At 71.9% G+C, this 19973-nt stretch carries 17 protein-coding genes and 1 pseudogene; 10 read left to right on the top strand and 8 right to left on the bottom strand.

What is annotated here, in order from left to right; genetic code table 11:
• Both B073_RS0108215 and B073_RS0108210 read right to left on the bottom strand, forming a co-directional pair.
• Window positions 1-897 (bottom strand): 2-hydroxy-3-oxopropionate reductase, encoded by an 897-nt coding sequence (locus B073_RS0108215; RefSeq protein WP_018537604.1) that lies wholly within the window; start codon window positions 895-897, stop codon window positions 1-3.
• A 112-nt stretch (window positions 898-1009) separates the two neighbouring features.
• Window positions 1010-1849 carry a TIM barrel protein gene (locus B073_RS0108210; RefSeq protein ID WP_018537603.1) on the bottom strand — a complete coding sequence of 280 codons (840 nt, stop codon included), beginning with the start codon at window positions 1847-1849 and terminating at the stop codon, window positions 1010-1012.
• A gap of 135 nt (window positions 1850-1984) precedes the next feature.
• Here B073_RS0108210 and B073_RS0108205 point away from each other — a divergent pair, with 135 nt between their 5' ends.
• The 8 genes from B073_RS0108205 to B073_RS0108170 all read left to right on the top strand — a co-directional run bounded on the left by B073_RS0108205 (window position 1985) and on the right by B073_RS0108170 (window position 9383).
• Window positions 1985-2269 carry a hypothetical protein gene (locus B073_RS0108205; RefSeq protein WP_026247181.1) on the top strand — a complete coding sequence of 95 codons (285 nt, stop codon included), beginning with the start codon at window positions 1985-1987 and terminating at the stop codon, window positions 2267-2269.
• Window positions 2266-2646: a helix-turn-helix domain-containing protein gene (locus B073_RS0108200; protein ID WP_018537601.1), complete on the top strand. Its 381-nt coding sequence runs from the start codon at window positions 2266-2268 to the stop codon at window positions 2644-2646. Before B073_RS0108205 ends, B073_RS0108200 begins: the two co-directional genes overlap by 4 nt.
• 171 nt (window positions 2647-2817) lie before the next feature.
• Entirely contained in the window at window positions 2818-3330 is a 513-nt protein-coding gene (uraD, locus tag B073_RS0108195) for a 2-oxo-4-hydroxy-4-carboxy-5-ureidoimidazoline decarboxylase (protein WP_018537600.1), read from the top strand.
• The gene (gene uraH / locus B073_RS0108190; RefSeq protein WP_018537599.1) at window positions 3327-3758 is read left to right on the top strand and encodes a hydroxyisourate hydrolase; all 432 of its coding nucleotides are present in this window, start codon (window positions 3327-3329) and stop codon (window positions 3756-3758) included. Before uraD ends, uraH begins: the two co-directional genes overlap by 4 nt.
• Window positions 3759-3765: 7 nt before the next feature.
• Window positions 3766-4698 (top strand): factor-independent urate hydroxylase, encoded by a 933-nt coding sequence (pucL, locus tag B073_RS0108185; protein ID WP_018537598.1) that lies wholly within the window; start codon window positions 3766-3768, stop codon window positions 4696-4698.
• Window positions 4699-4779: 81 nt separating this feature from the next.
• Window positions 4780-6186 carry a nucleobase:cation symporter-2 family protein gene (locus B073_RS0108180; protein ID WP_051093946.1) on the top strand — a complete coding sequence of 469 codons (1407 nt, stop codon included), beginning with the start codon at window positions 4780-4782 and terminating at the stop codon, window positions 6184-6186.
• Window positions 6187-6231: 45 nt separating this feature from the next.
• Window positions 6232-7638 carry an 8-oxoguanine deaminase gene (locus B073_RS0108175; RefSeq protein WP_037811186.1) on the top strand — a complete coding sequence of 469 codons (1407 nt, stop codon included), beginning with the start codon at window positions 6232-6234 and terminating at the stop codon, window positions 7636-7638.
• Between the two features lie 281 nt (window positions 7639-7919).
• Window positions 7920-9383, top strand: coding sequence for a nucleobase:cation symporter-2 family protein (locus tag B073_RS0108170; protein WP_018537595.1), 1464 nt, complete (start codon window positions 7920-7922; stop codon window positions 9381-9383).
• 174 nt (window positions 9384-9557) lie between these two features.
• Here B073_RS0108170 and B073_RS47620 read toward each other — a convergent pair whose 3' ends face one another.
• Complete coding sequence (locus B073_RS47620) at window positions 9558-10679, bottom strand: chitosanase (RefSeq protein WP_267881381.1); 1122 nt, start codon at window positions 10677-10679, stop codon at window positions 9558-9560.
• 99 nt (window positions 10680-10778) lie between these two features.
• Window positions 10779-10898, bottom strand: a pseudogene (locus B073_RS48715) (TetR family transcriptional regulator); the annotation flags it as partial.
• A 219-nt stretch (window positions 10899-11117) separates the two neighbouring features.
• On the opposite strand from B073_RS48715, the gene B073_RS0108160 reads away from it, so the two are divergent.
• Complete coding sequence (locus B073_RS0108160; protein ID WP_018537593.1) at window positions 11118-12629, top strand: YfcC family protein; 1512 nt, start codon at window positions 11118-11120, stop codon at window positions 12627-12629.
• Between the two features lie 82 nt (window positions 12630-12711).
• Complete coding sequence (locus B073_RS39415; RefSeq protein ID WP_018537592.1) at window positions 12712-14850, top strand: tetratricopeptide repeat protein; 2139 nt, start codon at window positions 12712-12714, stop codon at window positions 14848-14850.
• Between the two features lie 15 nt (window positions 14851-14865).
• Here the strand turns inward: B073_RS39415 and B073_RS0108150 are convergent, their stop codons facing one another.
• From B073_RS0108150 to B073_RS0108135, 4 genes are all read right to left on the bottom strand, one after another.
• Window positions 14866-16557, bottom strand: coding sequence for a hypothetical protein (locus B073_RS0108150; protein ID WP_018537591.1), 1692 nt, complete (start codon window positions 16555-16557; stop codon window positions 14866-14868).
• Between the two features lie 253 nt (window positions 16558-16810).
• Window positions 16811-18451 carry a malate synthase A gene (gene aceB / locus B073_RS0108145; RefSeq protein WP_018537590.1) on the bottom strand — a complete coding sequence of 547 codons (1641 nt, stop codon included), beginning with the start codon at window positions 18449-18451 and terminating at the stop codon, window positions 16811-16813.
• A gap of 320 nt (window positions 18452-18771) precedes the next feature.
• A complete protein-coding gene (locus B073_RS0108140; protein WP_018537589.1) occupies window positions 18772-19350 on the bottom strand; it encodes a nucleotidyltransferase family protein in 579 nt (192 codons plus the stop codon).
• A 115-nt stretch (window positions 19351-19465) separates the two neighbouring features.
• Window positions 19466-19699 (bottom strand): hypothetical protein, encoded by a 234-nt coding sequence (locus B073_RS0108135; protein ID WP_018537588.1) that lies wholly within the window; start codon window positions 19697-19699, stop codon window positions 19466-19468.
• Between the last annotated feature and the right edge of the window lie 274 nt (window positions 19700-19973).

The raw sequence follows: 19973 nt of genomic DNA, 5'->3' as shown, positions 1-19973 counted from the left end.
TCAGTCCTTGAGGTCGTATCCGGAGAGGCGTTCGACGCCGCGGAGGAGGGCGGAGTGGTCGAGGCCGCCGTCGCCCTGGGCGCGCAGGGAGGCGACGAGGGTGGCGACGACGGAGCCGAGGGGCAGGGCGGCGCCGACGGTGCGGGCGGCGTCGGTGGCGATGCCCATGTCCTTGTGGTGCAGGTCGATGCGGAAGCCGGGCTTGAAGTCGCGGTTGAGGAAGTTGGCCCTCTTGCGGGTCAGGACGGTGGAGCCGGCCAGGCCGCCGTTGAGGACGTCGAGGGCGGCGGGCAGGTCGACGCCGGACTTCTCCAGGAAGACCACGGCCTCGGCGCAGGCTTGGATGTTGACGGCGACGATGAGCTGGTTGGCGGCCTTGACGGTCTGGCCGGAGCCGTGCGGTCCGCACAGCACGATGGTCTTGCCCAGTGTCTGGAGGATCGGCTGGGCGGCGTCGAAGTCGTCCTGGTGGCCGCCGACCATGATGGACAGGACGGCTTCGACGGCGCCGGCCTCGCCGCCGGAGACCGGTGCGTCCAGGACCCGGATGCCCTTTTCGGCGGCGTTCTGGGCCAGGTCGATGGAGGTCTGCGGGGTGATCGAGGACATGTCGATCAGCAGCGCNCCCCGCTTGGCGTTCGCGANGATCCCGTCGGGTCCGTAGGCGATGGCCTCGACCTGGGGGGAGGCGGGGACCATGGTGACGATCACGTCGGCNTCCCGCACCGCCTNGGCGATCGAGGGCGCCGCGGTGCCGCCGGCGGCGGCCAGNCGCTGGAGCTTGTCGGCCTCCAGGGTGTAGCCGGTCACCTCGTAACCGGCCTTGATCAGGTTCTCGGACATGGGCGAACCCATGATGCCCAGCCCGATCCACGCGATCTTGGGGAGATTGCTCATCGAAAGCCTCTTTCACACACTCAGAACAAGGGGGGACGCAGGCGCCGGGGCGGCCGGCCAACGGTCGAACCGGCCCTCGGGCGGGCCGAGTCGGGGCGAGCCGGAACGGCGGTCAGGGGGCGGCGCGCAGGGCGGGCGGCAGCCAGCCGAAGGACTCGGCGCTGGGCCGGTCGCCGGGCTTGTACTCCAGCCCGACCCAGCCCTCGTAGCCGGCCTTGGCCAGCCGGTCCAGGAGGTGTTCCAGGGGGAGGGTGCCGGTGCCGGGGGCGCCGCGGCCGGGGTTGTCGGCGATCTGCACATGGCCGGTCTGGGCGGTGTAGCGGTCGATGACCTCTTCGAGGTCCTCGCCGTTCATGGACAGGTGGTACAGGTCCATCAGGAACCGGGCGTTGTCCAGGCCACTGGCGGCGTTGACCGCGTCGACCACCTCGATCGCCCGGGGCGCCGAGACGATCGGGCACGCCGGCGACTCCGGCGCGTTGAGCGCCTCGATGAGCAACGTCCCCTCCACCTCACCCACCGCCCGCGCCGCGAAGAGGAGATTCTCCAGCGCCAGCGCGTCCTGCTCCTCGGGCGTGGCGTGCCCGACGCGGTTGCCGTAGAGGGCATTGAAGGTGGTGCACCCCAGCGAGGCGGCGAAGTCGATCGCCACCGGCACGTTGGCGCGGAACCGCTCCGACTCCTCGCCCGGAATCGACAGCGCACCACGATCCGGGCCGGGCAGCCGGCCGGCGTAGAAGTTCAGGCCCGTCAGCTGCGTGCCGGCATCGCGCAGGGCATCGCGCAACGCCGCCTGCTCCGCCTGCTGCGGGGTCGGGGCGTCCACCCACGGCCACCACAGCTCCACCGCCGTGAAGCCCGCCGCCCGCGCGGCCGCCGGCCGCTCCAGCAACGGAAGCTCGGTGAACAGGATCGACAGATTGACGTTGAAGCGCGTGTCCGTGAAACCCATAAGGCCGGCGCTCCTTCCGGATAGCGGAACTTAGTTTCTGCTTAATGGAACCCTGCCGGGAGTGCGGCGAAGCTGTCAAGGGGGGTCCTGGGCAATTTCTGGTCGGCGGGGCCAACCGCGCGTAGGTTGAACCGCGTGCGATTGAGAGTTGAGTTCACGACGGAGCCGTTCGATCTGGACGAAGCGCCGGCCCATGCCGTGGTGGCGCGGGAGATCGTCACCGGTGCCGAGCTGGACGCCGTCGACGTCGGGCCCTTCGGCAACACCGCGGAGGGCGACGCGGACCGGGTGCTGAGCGCGGTCGACGCCCTGCTGCGGCAGTCCCTGGAGGCCGGTGCGACCCGCGTCTCGCTCCAGGTCAATGTGATCGCGGACGACCCGCAGGGCGGCGCGGCGGCGGGGCAGGAGGACGCGACGTGACCGAGCCCGCCGACCACCCCTTCGTCCGGGCGGTCAAGCCGCTGGTGGACGCCATGGGCGGCCGGATGGTCGCGCCCGAGCAGGCCCGGGGCGACGACGTCGTGCTGACCTGGGAGGGGCAGGACCGGGTGGCCGTCCGGCTCCCGCACCTGTCGGAGTCGCTCGACCACATCCTGGCCGAGCTGGAGCGCCGGCACGGCGTGCCGCTCGCCGAGCTGGACCGGAAGACCAAGCAGTCGGTGGTGCGGATACTGGAGAGCCGGGGTGCCTTTTCGGTCCGGCACGGGGTGGAGACCGTCGCGGGCGCCCTCGGTGTCAGCCGTTTCACCGTGTACAACTACCTGAACAGGGAAAGCGCCGCGAAGGACGCCGACTGAGGCGAAGCGGGCGCAAACCCCCTTCTCATGACCGAAGCCGTCGCTCGGAGACCCCGGGCGGCGGCTTTTGTGTTGCCGACTTTTCAACAAAGTGTTGACGTGATGTTGCCGGAGGTCTTAGCTGTTTCCAGCCAGTCAGAGCTGTCCAGCACCAGGCCACGGAGGCTTCCCGTGTCTTCGAGTACGCCCCAAGGGCTCACCCGGTTCAACACCGCCGACGCCGGCGAGGCTCAGGCCGCTCTGCACGAGGTGTGCGCCAGCCGGGCCTGGGGGAGCAAGATCCTCGCCCAGCGCCCCTACGCCACCGCCGACGCCCTGTTCGCCGCCGCCGACGCCGCCATGGCGGAGCTGACCGTGGACGATCTGGCCGAGGCGATGGCCGGGCACCCGCCCATAGGGCGGCCCGAGCCGGGCGACGCCACCTCGCACCGCGAACAGAGCGGCATGGCCGGCGCCTCCGACGAGCTCAAGGCGGAGATGCTCGAACTCAACCTGTCCTACCAGGAGAAGTTCGGCCACGTCTTCCTGATCTGTGCCTCCGGCCGCACCGGGGAGCAGATGCGCGACGCGATCCGTAACCGGATCGACAACACGCCGGAACAGGAACGCGAGATCGTCCGTGTGGAGCTCGGCAAGATCAACCGCATCCGCCTGAACCGCATCGCAGAAGGAGACCCAGTATGAGCAGCGAGACGGCTGCACCGGCGTCGGTGTCCACGCACATCCTGGACACCAGCGTGGGCCGCCCCGCCGAGGGCGTCGCCCTCACGCTCTCGGTGCGCTCCGGCAGCGGCGGTGCCTGGACCGCCCACGGCGCCGGTAAGACCGACGCCGACGGGCGCTGCAAGGACCTGCCGGCACTGCCGGCGGACACCACCCACGTACGCATCGAGTTCGACACCGAGGCGTACTTCTCTTCCAGCCGGCACGGCGTTTCTCACCAGCACAGCGTCAACCAGCAAGCCGAGGAACAGCAGGACGCCCCCGCGCTACGGGACAGCGGAGCCTTCTTCCCGGAGGTGGCAATCACCTTTGCCGTCAAGCCGGGCGAGCACTACCACGTACCGCTGCTGCTCAACCCGTTCGGCTACTCCGTATACCGAGGGAGCTAGCACCGACATGCCCACGATTCTCGGCCAGAACCAGTACGGCAAGGCGGAAAACCGCGTCGTCAAGATCACCCGCGACGGCACCACGCACCACATCAAGGACCTCAACGTCTCGGTCGCGCTCTCCGGCGACCTGGACGAGGTCCACCTCTCCGGTTCCAACGCCAACTGCCTGCCCACCGACACGACCAAGAACACCGTGTACGCCTTCGCCAAGGAGTACGGGATCGAGTCGGCCGAGCAGTTCGGCATCCACCTGGCCCGGCACTTCGTCACCAGCCAGGAGCCGATCAAGCGGGCCCGGATCCGGATCGAGGAGTACGCCTGGGAGCGCATCGAGAGCTCGGACGCCAACTCCCGCTTCATCGGGGCCGACGAGGTCAAGCACTCCTTCGTCCGCAAGGGCCAGGAGGTCCGCCTGACCGAGATCACCTACGACGGTGAGGACTGGCAGGTCATCTCCGGTCTGAAGGATCTGATCGTGATGAACTCCACCAACTCGGAGTTCTGGGGGTACATCAAGGACAAGTACACGACCCTGAAGGAAGCGTACGACCGCATCCTGGCCACCCAGGTGGCCAGCCGCTGGCGCTTCAACTGGACCTCCGACGAGCAGCGGATGCCCAACTGGGAGCGTTCGTACGAGCAGGTCAAGAAGCACATGCTGCAGGCGTTCGCGGAGACCTACAGCCTGTCGCTCCAGCAGACCCTCTACCAGATGGGTTCGCGCATCATCAACAACAGGTCCGAGGTGGACGAGATCCGGTTCTCGCTCCCGAACAAGCACCACTTCCTCGTGGACCTGGAGCCCTTCGGGCTCAAGAACGACACCGCCGACGGAGCTGTCTACTACGCGGCGGACCGCCCGTACGGCCTGATCGAAGCCACTGTTCTGCGCGACGGCGTCGAAGCCCGGATCCCGATGGATCTGACCAACCTCTAGCGGATCGACGCAACGCCGTGCCTCGCGTCCCCTCCCCACCCCGCAGCAGGGAGGGGACGTGATACCCGAGGGGATCGACCCATGGCACAGCAAGAGCAAGCCCCGCACCACCCAGCCCCACCGGCGGTCCACCCGGTGGACGAGAAGCCGGCCGTGCGGCGCCTCGTCCCCGCCGCACTCCAGCACATCGCGGCGATGTACGCCGGTGTCGTCACCCCTCCGCTCATCGTCGGCCAGGCCGTCGGCCTGGACACCGCGGGCCGGACCCGGCTCATCGCCGCCAGCCTGCTGATCGCCGGCCTCGCGACCCTGCTGCAGACGCTCGGCGTCCGCTCCTTCGCCGGCAACCGCCTCCCGTTCGTCAACGCCGCCAGCTCCGCCGGCATTACACCGATGCTCGCCATCGCCGAGACCACCGCCAAGGGCCACCAACTCCCCGCCATCTACGGGGCGGTGATGTGCGCCGGGGTGTTCTGCCTGGCGGTCGGACCGTTCTTCGGCAAGCTCCTGCGGTTCTTCCCGCCGCTGGTCACCGGCGTCGTGATCACCCTCATCGGGGTCACGCTGATGCCCGTACCCGTCGGCTGGGCACAGGGCGGCGACAAGACCGCCGCCGACTTCGGCTCCATGAAGAACCTCGCACTGGCCGGCTTCACCCTCCTCGTGGTGCTGCTCGTCCAGCGCTTCACCAAGGGATTCGTCAAGCAGATCGCGCTGCTGATCGGCCTGGTCGCCGGCACCCTCGCCGCGATCCCGTTCGGCATGGCCGGCTTCGACGGACTGCGCTCGGCCCCGGTCGCCGCGCTGCCCACCCCCTTCGCCTTCGGGCCCCCGGAGTTCCAGCCCGCCGCGATCCTCTCGCTGTGCATCGTGATGCTGGTGCTGATGACGGAGTCGTCGGCCGGGATGCTCGCCCTCGGTGAGATCTGCGACCGCAAGACCACCAGCACCACCCTCACCCGCGGGCTGCGCACCGACGGCATCGCCACCCTCCTCGGCCCGGTCTTCGGCTCCTTCCCGACCAGCGCCTTCGCGCAGAACGTCGGCGTCGTCTCGCTGACCCGGGTCCGCAGCCGCTACGTCGTCGCGCTGGCCGGCGCGGTGCTGCTGGTCCTCGGCGCCTTCCCCGTCCTGGGCGCCGTGGTCTCCCTGGTGCCGATGCCGGTCCTCGGCGGCGCCGGTATCGTCCTGTTCGGATCGATCGCGGTCAGTGGTATCCGCACGCTCTCCGAAGCCGGACTCGATGACAGCTCCAACATCATCCTGGTGGCCGTGTCGCTCGGCGCGGGAATCATCCCGCTCGCCGCGCCGACCTTCTACGCCGGGTTCCCCGCCTGGGCACAGACCGTGCTCGGCTCCGGGATCAGCGCCGGAGCCCTGGTCGCGGTCTCGCTCAACCTGTTCTTCCACCATCTCGGCACCCGGGGCACTCCGCGGGCAGCGGTACTGTCAGCCGCCTCGCCCGGCTCCGGCACTCAAATCCCGTAGGGCCATGCCGTGCCCAAACCGCCACGAAAGAACGAGGAAAGCACCATGGCAGCACCGGCATCCCCTGACAGTGCGGTGAAGCAGCGCATCGTCATCGAGAACTGCGCCATCGCGACCGTCGACGCCGACGACACCGAGTACGCCGGCGGTCATGTCGTCGTCGCCGACAACGTCATCGAGTCCGTCGGCGCCGGCAAGGCCCCCGAGGGGCTGGCGAACGTCGTCCGGCGCATCGACGGCACCGGCCACCTCGTCACCCCCGGCCTGATCAACACCCACCACCACTTCTACCAGTGGATCACCCGCGGTCTGGCCACCGACCACAACCTCTTCAACTGGCTGGTCGCGCTCTACCCGACCTGGGCCCGGATCGACGCGGCGATGCTCACCGCGGCCACCCACGGCTCGCTCGGCATGATGGTCAAGGGCGGCGTCACCACCGCCTCCGACCACCACTACGTCTTCCCCCGGGGCGCCGGAGACCTCGTCGGCGCCGAACTGGCCGCGGTCGCCGACATCGGCGCCCGGATCACCCTCGCCCGCGGCTCGATGGACCGCAGCGAGAAGGACGGCGGCCTGCCCCCGGACTTCGCCGTCGAGACCACCGAGGGCGCCCTGCTCGGCACCGAGGAGGCCATCGACAAGCACCACGACTCCTCCTTCGGATCGATGGTGCACATCGCCGCGGCCCCCTGCTCGCCGTTCTCCATCTCCACCGAACTCCTCCGCGAGGGCGCCGCGCTGGCCCGCCGCAAGGGAGTCCGGATGCACACCCACGGCTCGGAGACCGTGGAGGAGGAGAAGTTCTGCCACGAGCTGTTCGGCATGGGCCCGACCGACTACTTCGAGTCCACCGGCTGGCTCGGCGAGGACGTGTGGATGGCGCACTGCGTCCACATGAACGACTCCGACATCGCCGCCTTCGCCCGCACGAAGACCGGCGTGGCGCACTGCCCGTCGTCCAACGCCCGCCTGGCCGCCGGCATCGCCCGCGTCCCGGACATGCTCGCCGCCGGCGTCCCGGTCGGCCTCGGCGTCGACGGCACCGCCTCCAACGAGTCCGGCGAACTCCACACCGAGCTGCGCAACGCGCTCCTCATCAACCGCCTGAACCCGGTGCACCGCGAGGCCGCCCTCAACGCCCGCCAGGCACTGCGCCTGGGCACCTACGGCGGCGCCCAGGTCCTCGGCCGGACCGGCGAGATCGGCTCCCTGGAGCCGGGCAAGCTCGCCGACCTGGTCCTGTGGAAGCTGGACGGACTGGGCCACTCCTCGATCGCCGACCCGGTCACCGCCCTCGTCTTCGGGCCGGCCGCCCCGGTCACGCTGTCGCTGGTCGACGGCAAGCCGGTGGTCGAGGACAACCACCTCACCAACATCGACGAGGACGCCATCGCCCGCTCCACGCGGGCCGAGGCGCAGCGTCTGGCCCGTATCGCGGCCGAGGGCTGATCCCCCCGGACGCGGCACACCCCGAGACTCGGCCGGGAGGGACGGCTCCCGGCCGAGCTTGCGGACCCGAGCGGGGTCCGCAAGCGCCGGTCCCCGGGGGTGCGGAACGCTCCGCACCCCCGGGCCGGTCGCCCCCACACCCCGTCCACGCGCCACAAGCGCGGCCCTGCGCACGCTCACCAGCGCGACGTCCGGCCCACCCGCACCACCTCGCACGCCCTCCGTGACAGCCTCGCCCGCCAACTCCCCCCGGCGGAGCAGAAATCGACAGGAGGCCCGCAGTGGCCGCAACTACCGGGCAGCAGCCGGAGGAGGACCGGAGGCATCCGGTCGACGAGACCCTCCCGCCCTTCAAGATGTTCACCAGCGGCCTCCAGCACGTGGCCGCCATGTACGCGGGTGTGGTGGCCCCGCCGATGATCGTCGGGCCCGCCTGCGGGCTCAGCCCCACCGAGACCGCGTTCCTGATGGGCGCCAGCCTCTTCACCGCGGGCATCGCCACCCTGCTCCAGACCCTCGGCTTCTGGAAGGTCGGCGCCAAGCTCCCCTTCGTCAACGGCGTCTCCTTCGCCGGTGTCACCCCCATGGTCGCCATCGCCAAGGAGCACCGTCCGCACGACGCGCTGCCGGTCATCTTCGGCGCGGTCGTCGTCGCCGGCGTACTGGGCCTCCTCCTGGCCCCCTACTTCTCCCGACTCGTCCGCTTCTTCCCGCCGGTGGTCACCGGCACCGTCATCACCCTGATCGGTGTCTCGCTGCTCCCGGTCGCCTTCCGCTGGTCCCAGGGCGGCAACGAACAGGCCGCCGACTACGGCGCGTTGAAGAACATCGCGATGGCCGCGGTCACCTTCGTGATCGTGCTGGTGCTGCGCCGGGTGCTGCGCGGCTTCCTCCAGCAGATCGCCATCCTGCTCGGCCTGGTCGCCGGCACACTGCTCGCCGTCCCGGCCGGTCTCACCGACTTCTCGGCGCTGACCAGGGCGCACCTGATCGGCTTCCCGACGCCGTTCCACTTCGGCGCCCCGCAGTTCGACCTCGCCGCCATCGTCTCGATGTGCATCGTGATGCTGGTCTGCATGACCGAGTCCACCGCCGACATGCTCGCCCTCGGCAAGATCGTGGGCCGCCCGGCGGACGCACGCACCATCGAGGGCGGACTGCGCGCCGACACCCTCGGCACCGCGCTCAGCCCGCTCTTCAACGGCTTCGCCAACAGCGCCTTCGCCCAGAACATCGGACTGGTCGCGATGACCAAGGTCCGCAGCCGCTTCGTGGTGGCCACCAGCGGGGCGATCCTGCTCGTACTCGGCCTCAGCCCGGTCGCCGCCTCGATCATCTCCCTGGTGCCGCTGCCGGTCCTCGGCGGCGCCGGCATCGTCCTCTTCGGCTCGGTCGCCGCCAGCGGCATCCAGACACTGGCCGGCGCCGCCATGGAGAAGGGGGAGAACGCGCTGATCGTGGCCGCGGCCCTGGGCATCGGCCTGATCCCGATCGCGGCGCCGGAGTTCTACCACAACTTCCCCAAGGACCTCCTGGTCGTCCTGGACTCCGGCATCAGCACCGGCTGCCTGGTCGCCATCGTCCTCAACCTGGCCTTCAACCACTTCGGCGGGAGGACGGCAGCCGCCGCGGCGGACGCGCACGCCGCCGATCCGCACGACGCGTCGGCCGTCCCCGAGATCCCCCAGCAGCCCGACCGCGGCCGCATGGACGACGGCGAGACCGCCGGCTCGCCCACCCACTGAGGTCCCGTCCACTAAAGTCCCGCCCACTGAAGTCCCACCCACTGAAGTCCCGCCACACCGACAACGGCCCGTACGGACCCGGCAACCGCCGTCTCTCTACGGGCCGTTGGGCTGCCGGGACCATGACCGGCCGGGGATGGGACCAGGACCAGGACCGGGACCGGGACCGGGGTCTCAGCCGATGTGGTAGCTCTCCCCGTACACCTTCCAGTCCAGCGGCGTGTGCAGATCCAGGTTGCCGTTCCCGAGGAACACCCGCTGCTCGGTGTCCACCCGGCTGGTGTCGCTGTGCGCCTTCTCCTGCTTCATCGCCCACACCCGGGCATCCAGGAAGGCGTTCAGATACGTCTTCTCGTCGCCTCCCTGGGCCGGCGGCTTCGCCTCGGCCAGCGCCCGCCTGCGGATGTTGGGGAAGCTCGCCGGGTCGTCCCCGCTGCCGTGCATCACGAGCGCGTCGTAGTACGCGAACTGCCCCAGTACGCCGACCCCGTCGGCCTTCCCCTGCTCCACCGCCGGGTCGAAGTACACCCGGTCCCGCTCGTCGTCCTGCGCCTTCCGGAAGTCCGGGTCCTGCGCGGCCGTCCGCCAGTCCTCCGGGTAGTCCGGGTCCAGGCCGTCGTGCGAGTCGCTGCCGTCCACCTTGCGCAGCGCCGGGAGGTACTTGGCCAGGACGTTGTCCGGCTTCCGCTGCGTGTACAGCTCGACGAGCTCCAGCATGTCGTGCGTGCCGGAGGTGAAGCCGATGATGCCGCCGGTGTAGCCGCGGCCGTCGCCGATGTCCTCGATGTACTTGTACTGGGCCTTCCAGTCCAGCGAGGAGTTCTCCGCGCTGGACACCAACTGCATGGCGATCTCCCTCTTCGCCGGGTCGTCCAGCCCGACGCCGGCGCGCGCGGTGCGGGATGCGGGGTGGGGTGCGGTGCGGGACGGGGCCGCCGCCCGGCCGTCCGGTGCGGCGGTGACGGCGACCGCGGTCGCGGGGACGGCCAGCAGTCCGCCCACCAGCGCCCGCATCTCCTCCGCCGGGTCGAACGGCCCGTCGGGGAAGGCGAGTTGGCGCATCACCACCCCTTCGAGGTGGTCCACCAGGATTCGCCCGTGCCGCTCCGGCGCCCCGGAGCCCAGCTGGCGCACCCACTCCGTGCTCCGCTCCAGCACCGCCTGCCGCCCCCGCCCGAGCGGCGCACGTACCTCGGGGCGCGCCGCGGACTCCAGCAGCAGCGCCCACCGCGCGGCCGTACGCGACCGCCCCGGGCCCGTGGCGTGCCGGGCGAACGCAGCCAGTGTCGCGGCCAGTTCACCCGGCCCGACCGGCGACGGTCGCGCCGCCAGTGCCTCCCACTCCCGCCGCTCCAGCGCCGTCAGATGCTCGGCGATGCCGCCGATGAGCGCGGCCCGGTTGCGGAAGTGGTTGGACGTGGTCCCCGTCGGCACCCCGGCGGCCCGGTCCACGGCCTGATACGTCAGCCGCCGCGCCCCCTCCGCCCCCAGTACCTCGACCGCCGCGTCCAGCACCTGCTCCCGCCGCCGCGCCAACGCTCCACCCGCCCTTACAACTCCGTTACTACGCCCATAGTAGTGCGATTCCGTCGCGGGCCCGCCGAGCAACCGGACGGCGGCAGGATGATCGATATGCTGCGCTCTGCGGAAAAGTGACAGGTAGTCAACGTGTGCGTCCGCGCAGCCGGGCGCCACAGAGAAGAGAGAGGGCCCTCGGTGCCCCACAAAACCCACGTGCCGGAATCCGAGAGGAAGGAGCGGCGCCGCTTCACCTTCCCCAGCGCCCTCACCGTCCTCGTCCTCGTCACGGTCGCCATCTGGGCGCTGGCGTTCGTGCTGCCCTCCGGCACGTACGTCCGCAACGCCGCCGGCCGCCCCGTCCAGGGCTCCTACCACCTCACCCCGTCCGGCCGCACCTTCCCCGAACGGCTCGGCGACCTCTTCCTCTCCCCGGTCAACGGCCTCTACGGCGTCAAGGACGCCCACACCGGCCTGGTGGGCCCGGACCTGACCGGCGAACTGTACGGGAGCGCCGGCGTCTTCCTCTTCGTCCTGGCCATCGGCGCGTTCATCACCGTCGTCTTCGCCACCGGCGCCCTGGACCGTGGCATCGGCCGCCTCGCCCACCGGCTCCGCGACCGCGGCGCCCTCCTCATCGCCGGCGTCATGGCCGTCTTCTCCCTCCTCGGCACCGTCGAGGGCTTCGCCGAGGAGACCCTGGGCTTCTACGGGCTGATCGTCCCCCTGATGCTCGCGCTCGGCTTCGACCGCCTGGTGGCCACCGGCGTGATCATCCTCGGTGCCGGCATCGGCGTGCTGTGCTCCACCGTCAACCCGTTCGCCACCGGCGTCGCCTCCTCGGCCGCCGAGGTCTCGCTCGGCGACGGCATCACGCTCCGGGTCGCGATGTGGCTGGTGCTCACCGCCGTCACCATCGCCTACGTCATCCGCTACGCCCGCCGCGTCCGCGCCGACCCCGACCGCTCGCTCTGCGGCTTCCTCCCCGGCGACCGCGAGCACGCCCAGACCGCCCCCGACGTCGCCGAACCGCCGCCGCTCACCGCCCTCCACAAAACGGTCCTGGTCGCCGTCGCCCTCCTCTTCACCTTCATGATCTTCTCGGTGATCCCGTGGTCCGGCGCCGTCACCGGCCGCGCCGACGCACCCCCCTACGCCTGGGAACTCGACTGGTCCTTCCCGCAGTTGGCGGCGATGTTCCTCGTCGGCGCGGTGCTGGTGGGGCTGCTGGCCCGGATGGGGGAGCAGCGGCTCAGCGCGACCTTCGTCCAGGGCGCCGCCGACTTCATCGCGCCCGCGCTGGTCATCGTGCTCGCCCGCGGCGTCACCGTCATCATGAACAACGCCAAGGTCACCGACACCGTGCTGCACTCCATCGAGGGCGTGGTCTCGGGCACCCCCGCGGCGCTCTTCGGCGTCATCGTCTTCATCGTGAACCTCCCCCTGGCCTTCCTCATCCCCTCCACCTCCGGCCACGCCACCCTCGCCATGCCGATCCTCGCCCCGCTCGCCGACTTCGCCGGCGTCACCCGCCCCGTCGTCGTCACCGCCTGGCAGGCCGCCAGCGGGCTGATGAACCTCTGGGTCCCCACCACCGCCGTCATCATGGGCGGCGTCGCCCTCGCCAAGGTCGGCTACAACACCTACCTCCGCTTCGTCGCCCCCCTCCTCGCCCTCCTCTTCGTCCTGATCTGCGCCTTCGTGGCCCTGGGGGCGGTGGTGACATGACGGGGCCGGGCGGGTCGGCCCCTCCCGCCCTCGTGGCCACCGGCCACCGCCCACTGTCGGTGCCCGCGCATAGAGTTGACCCATGGCCGAGGAGACGCGGAACAGCGTGGCGGGGGAAGCTCAGGTGACGAGCCTGGTGCAGGCCGGGCAGATCGGGACGGTGCATCTGCACGGGCCGCCGTCGGGTGCGCAGAGCCGGCTGCCCTGTCAGTTACCGGCGGAGATCCAGCACTTCGAGAACCGCGAGGGCGAACAGGCGCGCGTCCACCGCGCCACCGAGGACTGGTGCGCGGAGGGCTCGGACCCGGCGCGTCCGCTGATCGTCAGCGTCAGCGGACTGGCCGGCGTGGGGAAGACGGCCCTCGGCTTCCGGATCGCCCGACGGCTGCTGGAGAGGTGCCCCGACGGCGTGCTGTACGCGGACCTCGACGAGGGGCGGCGCGACGGGACCGCGGACGTCGCCGACGTACTGCGCCAGATGCTGCGGGCGCTGGACGGTTCCGGGGACGAGGTCGGGCGCTCGCTCGCCGAGCGCCGCCGGCAGTATCTGGACGAAACCCGGCACCGACGGCTCGTCGTCGTCCTCGACAACGTGCGGCGCTTCGAGGGGGAGGCCGAGCTGCTGATGCCCGCGTCGGCCGGCAGCGCGGTCGTACTCGTCGGCCGGCGCACGCCCGCCGACCTCGATCCCGGCGTGGCGGTCGAGCTGCCCCTGCGTCCGCTCACCGAAGAGCACGCGGTGCGGCTCCTGCTCCGCATCGCCGGCGATCCGGCACCGGCCGCCGACCCGGAAGCCGTCGCCGAACTCGCCCGCCTGTGCGCCGGTCTGCCCGCCGCCCTGCGCGTCGCGGGCCGGTGGGTCCGCAGGCACCGGCGGCGCGGCTGGGCGCGGCTGCTCGCCGGCCTCACCATCGAACTGCAGCAGAACGGCGTGCCGGAGACGGAGCCGGTGTGGAACGCGACCTACCACGACCTCGGCGCCCCGGCCCGTACGCTCTACCGCCTGCTCGCCGCCGAACCCGGGCCGGGCATCAGCCCGCAGGCCGCGGTCGCCCTCCTGGGCGCGGGGGAGGACACCGCCGAGGAGGCACTGGAGGAGCTGGAGGACGCCGGACTGCTGGACATCGTCCCGGACCTCGACGACGACCGGGCCGTCCGGCTGCGGATGCACGCCCTGGTGCGCGCCCATGCCCTGCGCCGCGCGGCGACCGACGCGGCGGACGGGGAGGCGGACGGCGGGCGACGGCGGAACATCCGCTGGCATCTGCGCCAGGCACAGCGCGCCGACGCACTCTGGGCCGGGAAGCGGATGACCCTCGCCGCTCGCGTCGCGGCACTGCCCGACGCCCCGGACGTCGACTTCCGCGGCAAGCCGGCGGCCCTGCACTGGCTGCACAGCGAGCGGCGGGTGCTGCACTCCTGTGTCCGCGTCGCCTACGAGGCCGGGCTCGACGCCGAGTCCTGGGCGCTGTGCGAACCCCTGTGGACGCATCGGCTCGACCACCCGGGCAGCGCCGACGACATCGACTCCTTCACCATCGGCCGGGACGCCGCGCTGCGCGCCGAAGACCTGCCGGCCGCGGTCCGGATGCGCTGCCAGCTCGCCCGGCCGCTGTGGGAGAGCGAGCGGTTCACCGAGGCCGGGCGGGAGTTGGACGCCGCGGTGAGCGCGGCCGCCCTGCTCGTCGACAGCGATGACCGCCACCGCAAGCTGTTCGCCTCCGCCCTCGAATTCCGCGGCCGGCTCCAGGCCGAACAGGGCAACTGGTCCGCCGCCGTCCCGGACTATCACCGCTCCCTGAGCCTGCACCAGCAGATCGCGAACCCCTACGGCGAGATGCTGCTGACCTATCTGCTCGGACAGGCCAGCGCGGGCCTGGACGAACTCGACCGTTCCGTCGAGGAGTTGCGGCGCGCCCATGCGATGGCGCGGGAGCTGCGGCGCGAGCGCATGACCGCGCGCACCGGATTCGCACTGGGCCGGGTGCTGCTGCGGCTCGGCCGGACCGCGGAGGCCCGGCAGCTGTACGAGGCCGCCCTCGACGCGGCACGGGAGCGCCGGTCCCCCTCCGAGCAGGTACGGGTGCTGGAGGCGCTCGCCGGACTGTACGGAGGGGAGGGGGACGAGGAAGCCGCCGAGCGGTGCCTGGCCGCGGCCCGCACCCTCCGCTCCCGGGCCGCCGACAGCCCGTCCGGCCCCGACCCGTCAGAAGTGCCATAGGGCCTGCCGCCACGCTCAGAACGTGTGCGTCGCCTCGTCATCCGTGGCCGGGGCGACGCGGACCGGATAACTCCGTTCGCCGATAAGGCAGTCGAGGGTCGCCGGCAGGGACGGCGGGCCGGTTGCGGCGAGCCAGCAGTGCACCGCCGACACCACCGCCGCCGGATCGGGCCGGAACACCCGGCCGGCCTCCGTGCCCGTGCCGATGCGAGCCGAGAGCAGGGGCCCGCCGCGTCGGCGCAGCACACAGTGCGAGGCGGAGAGCAGAACGGCGGCGGTACGGCGGCCCGGGTAGCGGTCGAGTGCCCAGGCGATCCAGCCCTCCACCGTCCAGCCCTCCACGGCCCCCGGGGCGTCGGTCTGAGCGCTGCGGGCGCGGCGGAAGAGGACCGCCGCGCTCTGCGCGTGCCGCACGCTCGCCGCGTCCTCCTCGGCCGCGAGGTGCGCGGCCGGTCCGTCGTAGTGCGGCGGACGGCGCTCGACGCGTACGCGGTCGCCGTCGACGGCGGCGGACACCGCGTGGACGGCCGGCGTGTGCGCCGGAACGCGGGGTACCGGCAGCAGCCGGGGCTCGGCCGGAGGCCCCGGTGGCGTCAGCCCGAGGCGTGCGTACAGCTCCGTGCGCAGCAACGCCAGGGCGCGCCCCTGTTCGGCGAAGGCGGGCTCGGCCAGGGCGCGCACGGCCCCCGGCCGATGTTCCGCCACGACACGGGCGATGTCCTCGGCGACCCGGCCGGCGCCCTCCGACCCCTCCGCCCCCTCCCATTCCTCCCACCCCTCCGAGGTGAAGCTCGACGCCGGTACGGCAGCGAGGAGTCGGGCCATCGGACTGCCGGGTATCAGCTCGTCCCCGCCGTCGCAGACGGCCAGCAGCGGGCGGTCCAGGGCGGCGGCGTACAGGCCCGTCGAGCCGTGGTCGGTGAGCACCGCGTCCGCGGCCACCAGCACCGCCGCCCACTCCTCGTACGGCCGGGGCGTCAGGAGTCCGGCGTCGCGGGCCGGGGCGAGGCGCTCGGCGAGATCGTGGACCCCGCTGCGGCTGTAGTCGTTCGGGTGCATGATGAGCGCCAACTGGTAGGAGTCCGCGGGGAGTTCCGTGCAGAGGCGGATCGGCAGGCGCGGGTGCCGGGCGAGCAGCGACTCCGGTCCCCAGGTCGAGGTGAGGGCGACCAGCCGGCGGCCCCCGGTGCCCAGCGCGGTGCGGTATCGGTCGCGCAGGCCCTGTGAGGCGAGCAGCCGGTCGAGGGTCGGATCGCCGACCACCGTGGCGCGTTCGGCCGCCGCGGGACACCGTGCGGCCAGCTCGGCGACCTGGCCGGGGTGGGCGAGGGCGTGCAGCGCGGCCAGTGGGGCGCCCCCGCGCACCAGATAGGCGGCGTCCAGGCCGGAGGCGGAGTCCGCCGTGCCCTCCTCGGAGAGCGCCTTGCCGAAGCCCGCTCCGTGCGGCAGCAGGACGAGCGGGCCCCGGAGCCGGTCGAGCTCGCCCTTCGGACTCGCGGCGAGCGTCAGGTCGTACGGAGTGCGGAGGGCCTCGTCCCAGGGGACACAACGGGCCCCGATGGCGTCGAGGGCGGCCAGGGCTTCGAGGCCGAACTCGGAGCCGGGGACGAGCGTGAAACGGCGCTCGATGCGGTCGTCACCGGCGAAGACGGGCAGGACGTCCAGGAGCCGGTGCAGCGCGACCGCGGAACGCGCCGCGAAGAGCACCGCCTTACGGCCACCGGACCCGCTGCCCGCTGCCCGCTGCCCGCTGCCCGCTGCCCGCTGCCCGCTGGCGCAGGGTCCATCCTAGTGCCGCCGGTTGTCTCCCGTACGCCGTTTCCGCAGTTCGGAGCGGGTTCCGGCGGGGGTATCGGGGGCATGCCGGCGATGGTACCCGGGGCGTGCGGGAGGGCCGGTACGCACCTGGTGCCTACCGGCCCTCCGGCCCTCGGGCCCTCCGGCCTCTTCGGCGCCTGGCTCAGCCCAGCAGCTCGTAGGCCGGCAGGGTCAGGAAGTCGGCGTAGTCGGCGTCCAGGGAGACCTTCAGGAGCAGGTCGTGGGCCTGCTGCCACTTGCCGGCGGCGAAGGCGTCCTCGCCCACCTCGGCGCGGATGGCGGCGAGTTCGTCGGCGGCGACCCGGCGGACGAGGTCGGCGGTGGCCTTCGTACCGGCGTGCTCGCCGTCCTGGAAGACCACGCCGGCGTCGACCCACTGCCAGATCTGGGAGCGGGAGATCTCGGCGGTGGCGGCGTCCTCCATCAGGCCGAAGATGGCGACGGCGCCGAGGCCGCGCAGCCATGCCTCGATGTAGCGGGTGCCGACCTGCACGGCGTCGACCAGGCCCTGGTAGGTGGGCTTGGCGTCCAGCGAGTCGATGGCGATGAGGTCGGCGGCCTTGACGTGCACGTCCTCGCGGAGGCGGTCCTTCTGGTGGGGCTTCTCGCCGAGGACCGCGTCGAAGCAGGCGCGGGCGACCGGGACCAGGTCGGGGTGGGCGACCCAGGAGCCGTCGAAGCCGTCGCCGGCCTCCCGGTCCTTGTCGTTCTTGACCTTGGCCAGGGCCTTCTCGTTGGCCTCGGGGTCGCGGCGGTTGGGGATGAAGGCCGCCATGCCGCCGATGGCGTGTGCGCCGCGCTTGTGGCAGGTGCGGACCAGGAGTTCGGTGTAGGCGCGCATGAACGGGGCGGTCATCGTCACCGCGTTGCGGTCCGGGAGGACGAACTTGGCGCCGCCGTCACGGAAGTTCTTGACGATGGAGAAGAGGTAGTCCCAGCGGCCGGCGTTCAGGCCCGAGGCGTGGTCGCGCAGCTCGTAGAGGATCTCCTCCATCTCGTACGCGGCGGTGATGGTCTCGATGAGGACCGTGGCGCGGATGGTGCCCTGCGGGATGCCGAGGTAGTCCTGGGCGAAGACGAAGATCTCGTTCCACAGGCGGGCTTCGAGGTGGGACTCGGTCTTGGGCAGGTAGAAGTACGGGCCCTTGCCGAGGTCCAGCAGCCGCTGGGCGTTGTGGAAGAAGTAGAGGCCGAAGTCGACCAGGGAGCCGGGCACCGGGCGGCCCTCGAACTGGAGGTGGCGCTCCTCCAGGTGCCAGCCGCGCGGCCGCATCACGACGGTGGCGAGCTCCTCGGCCGGCTTGAGGGCGTAGGACTTGCCGGACCCCGGGTCGGTGAAGTCGATCCGGCGCTCGTAGGCGTCGATCAGGTTGAGCTGGCCGCCCACGACGTTCTCCCAGGTGGGAGCCGAGGCGTCCTCGAAGTCGGCGAGCCAGACCCTGGCGCCGGAGTTGAGGGCGTTGATGGTCATCTTGCGGTCGGTGGGGCCGGTGATCTCCACCCGGCGGTCGTCGAGCGCGGCGGGCGCCGCGGCCACCCGCCAGCTGTCGTCCGCGCGGATGTGCGCGGTCTCGGGGAGGAAGTCCAGCGTGCTGGTGCGGGCGATCTCGGCACGGCGCTCGGCGCGGCGGGCGAGCAGCTCGTCACGGCGGGGGGTGAACCGCCGGTGCAGCTCGGCGACGAAGGCGAGCGCGGCGTCGGTGAGGACCTCGCCCTGGCGTTCCGGGGTGCGGGCGGGGTCGACTTCGGCGATGGCCAGCGGGGACGGCGCTGGTGCGGACATGAGCTGTCACTCCATTCAGCGGCGGTGCCTGGCGGCCGACGGGGCACCTGGGCGGCACGGGGTGCCGCGGGTTCCTGGATACGGTCGCGGGCGCCGTTCGGGTACAGGGCGCTTCTGACCAGTGGAGACTAGTTTCCTTATCGCGGAACTTCAATGGTTTGTTGACGTCGAGATTCTCTGGGTCGACACAAGTGCTGATCGAATGGCTCTCGGTGCCACACCGATCACTCTCCATCACCCCGGCTCCGGGGCGGCGGATTTGCGTCAACTCACGTCAGCGCACGCCGATTCGCGTCAAGCCGTGGCCCGCCCGCCACCCCTCACTCCAACCGTCGCAGATCCTCCGGGGTGTCGATGTCGTACGCCTCGGCCACGTCCCCGCACTCGACGAGCGCGAGGGCCCCGGCGTGCTGCCGCAGGTAGGCCCGCGCCCCGCGGTCGCCCTCCGCGCCGGCCGCGATCTCCGCCCACCGCTCGGCGCCGAACAGCACCGGATGCCCCCGCTCGCCCCCGTAGGCCGCGGCCGCCAGCGCGTCCCGTCCCGTGTACGCGGCCACCACGCGGGCCACCGCGGCGGCGCCGATGCCCGGCTGGTCGACCAGGGACACCACCACCGCGTCGGCCCCCGAGCCGGCCAGCGCGGCCAGCCCCACCCGCAGCGACGAGCCCATGCCCTGCGCCCAGTCCGGGTTGACCGAGACGCCGTAGGACGCCAGCTCGGCCCGCTCCCGTACGGTCTCCGCGGCCGCGCCGAGCACGATGTGCACCGGTGCGCAGCCGCCGTCCCGCAGGACCCGTGCGGCATGCTCGACCAGCGGGCGGCCCCGGTGGTCGAGCAGTGCCTTGGGCCGTCCCCCCAGTCGCCGTCCGCCGCCCGCGGCGAGCAGCAGCCCGGCCACCTTCCCCTCGGGCCGTACGGCCCCTGCCGTCCCCCCGGCGTGCGTGCTCTCCCCTGGATGTGCCATGGGACCTGCTTACCTCATGGCGTCGCGCGGCGCCCTGTGCCGCCCGGAATCAGGCGGCGCCCCCCGACGTCCGCTGCTGCGGGATCCTCGGCCGCGGCCGGCCCCGGGGCTGCCCGGTCCGCCCGTCCGCGTCCGGGTGCTCGGCGACGTAGCGGTGTATGTGCTCCTCGGTGATCTCGGAGGCGTCGGCCAGGCCGTACGCCCGGCAGATGAGCTGGACGACGTCGAGGTGCCGGGAGTCGGGGCCGGGACGGTCGGGGTCGGGGCCTGGGTTGGGCTCCATGGCGTTCTCCGATCCAGTGGTCCAGTGGTGTGCGATCCAGTGATATGCCGGACATTTCCCGGAAGGGAGGATGCTCCATCGCGCGGCGCCGTACGCCTTGTACGGGATACGCCCACGCCAACGGGTGCCCGGGGGAACGCACGTACTGACGCGTACTCAGAAGGCGGGCGGGTATTCGCGCGTGGCGTCCGCCGGTACACCTGGGGTGTGAGGTGCCCAGGAGGCGAGCGGGGCCGGCGTGGAACCGGCCGCGGGGTCGGGAAATCGGGGGCCG

The organism is Streptomyces sp. MspMP-M5 (genome assembly GCF_000373585.1).
Taxonomy (GTDB): Bacteria; Actinomycetota; Actinomycetes; order Streptomycetales; family Streptomycetaceae; genus Streptomyces.
Note: the sequence above shows the minus strand (reverse complement) of the source record. Positions and strands in the feature narration are given on the sequence as shown.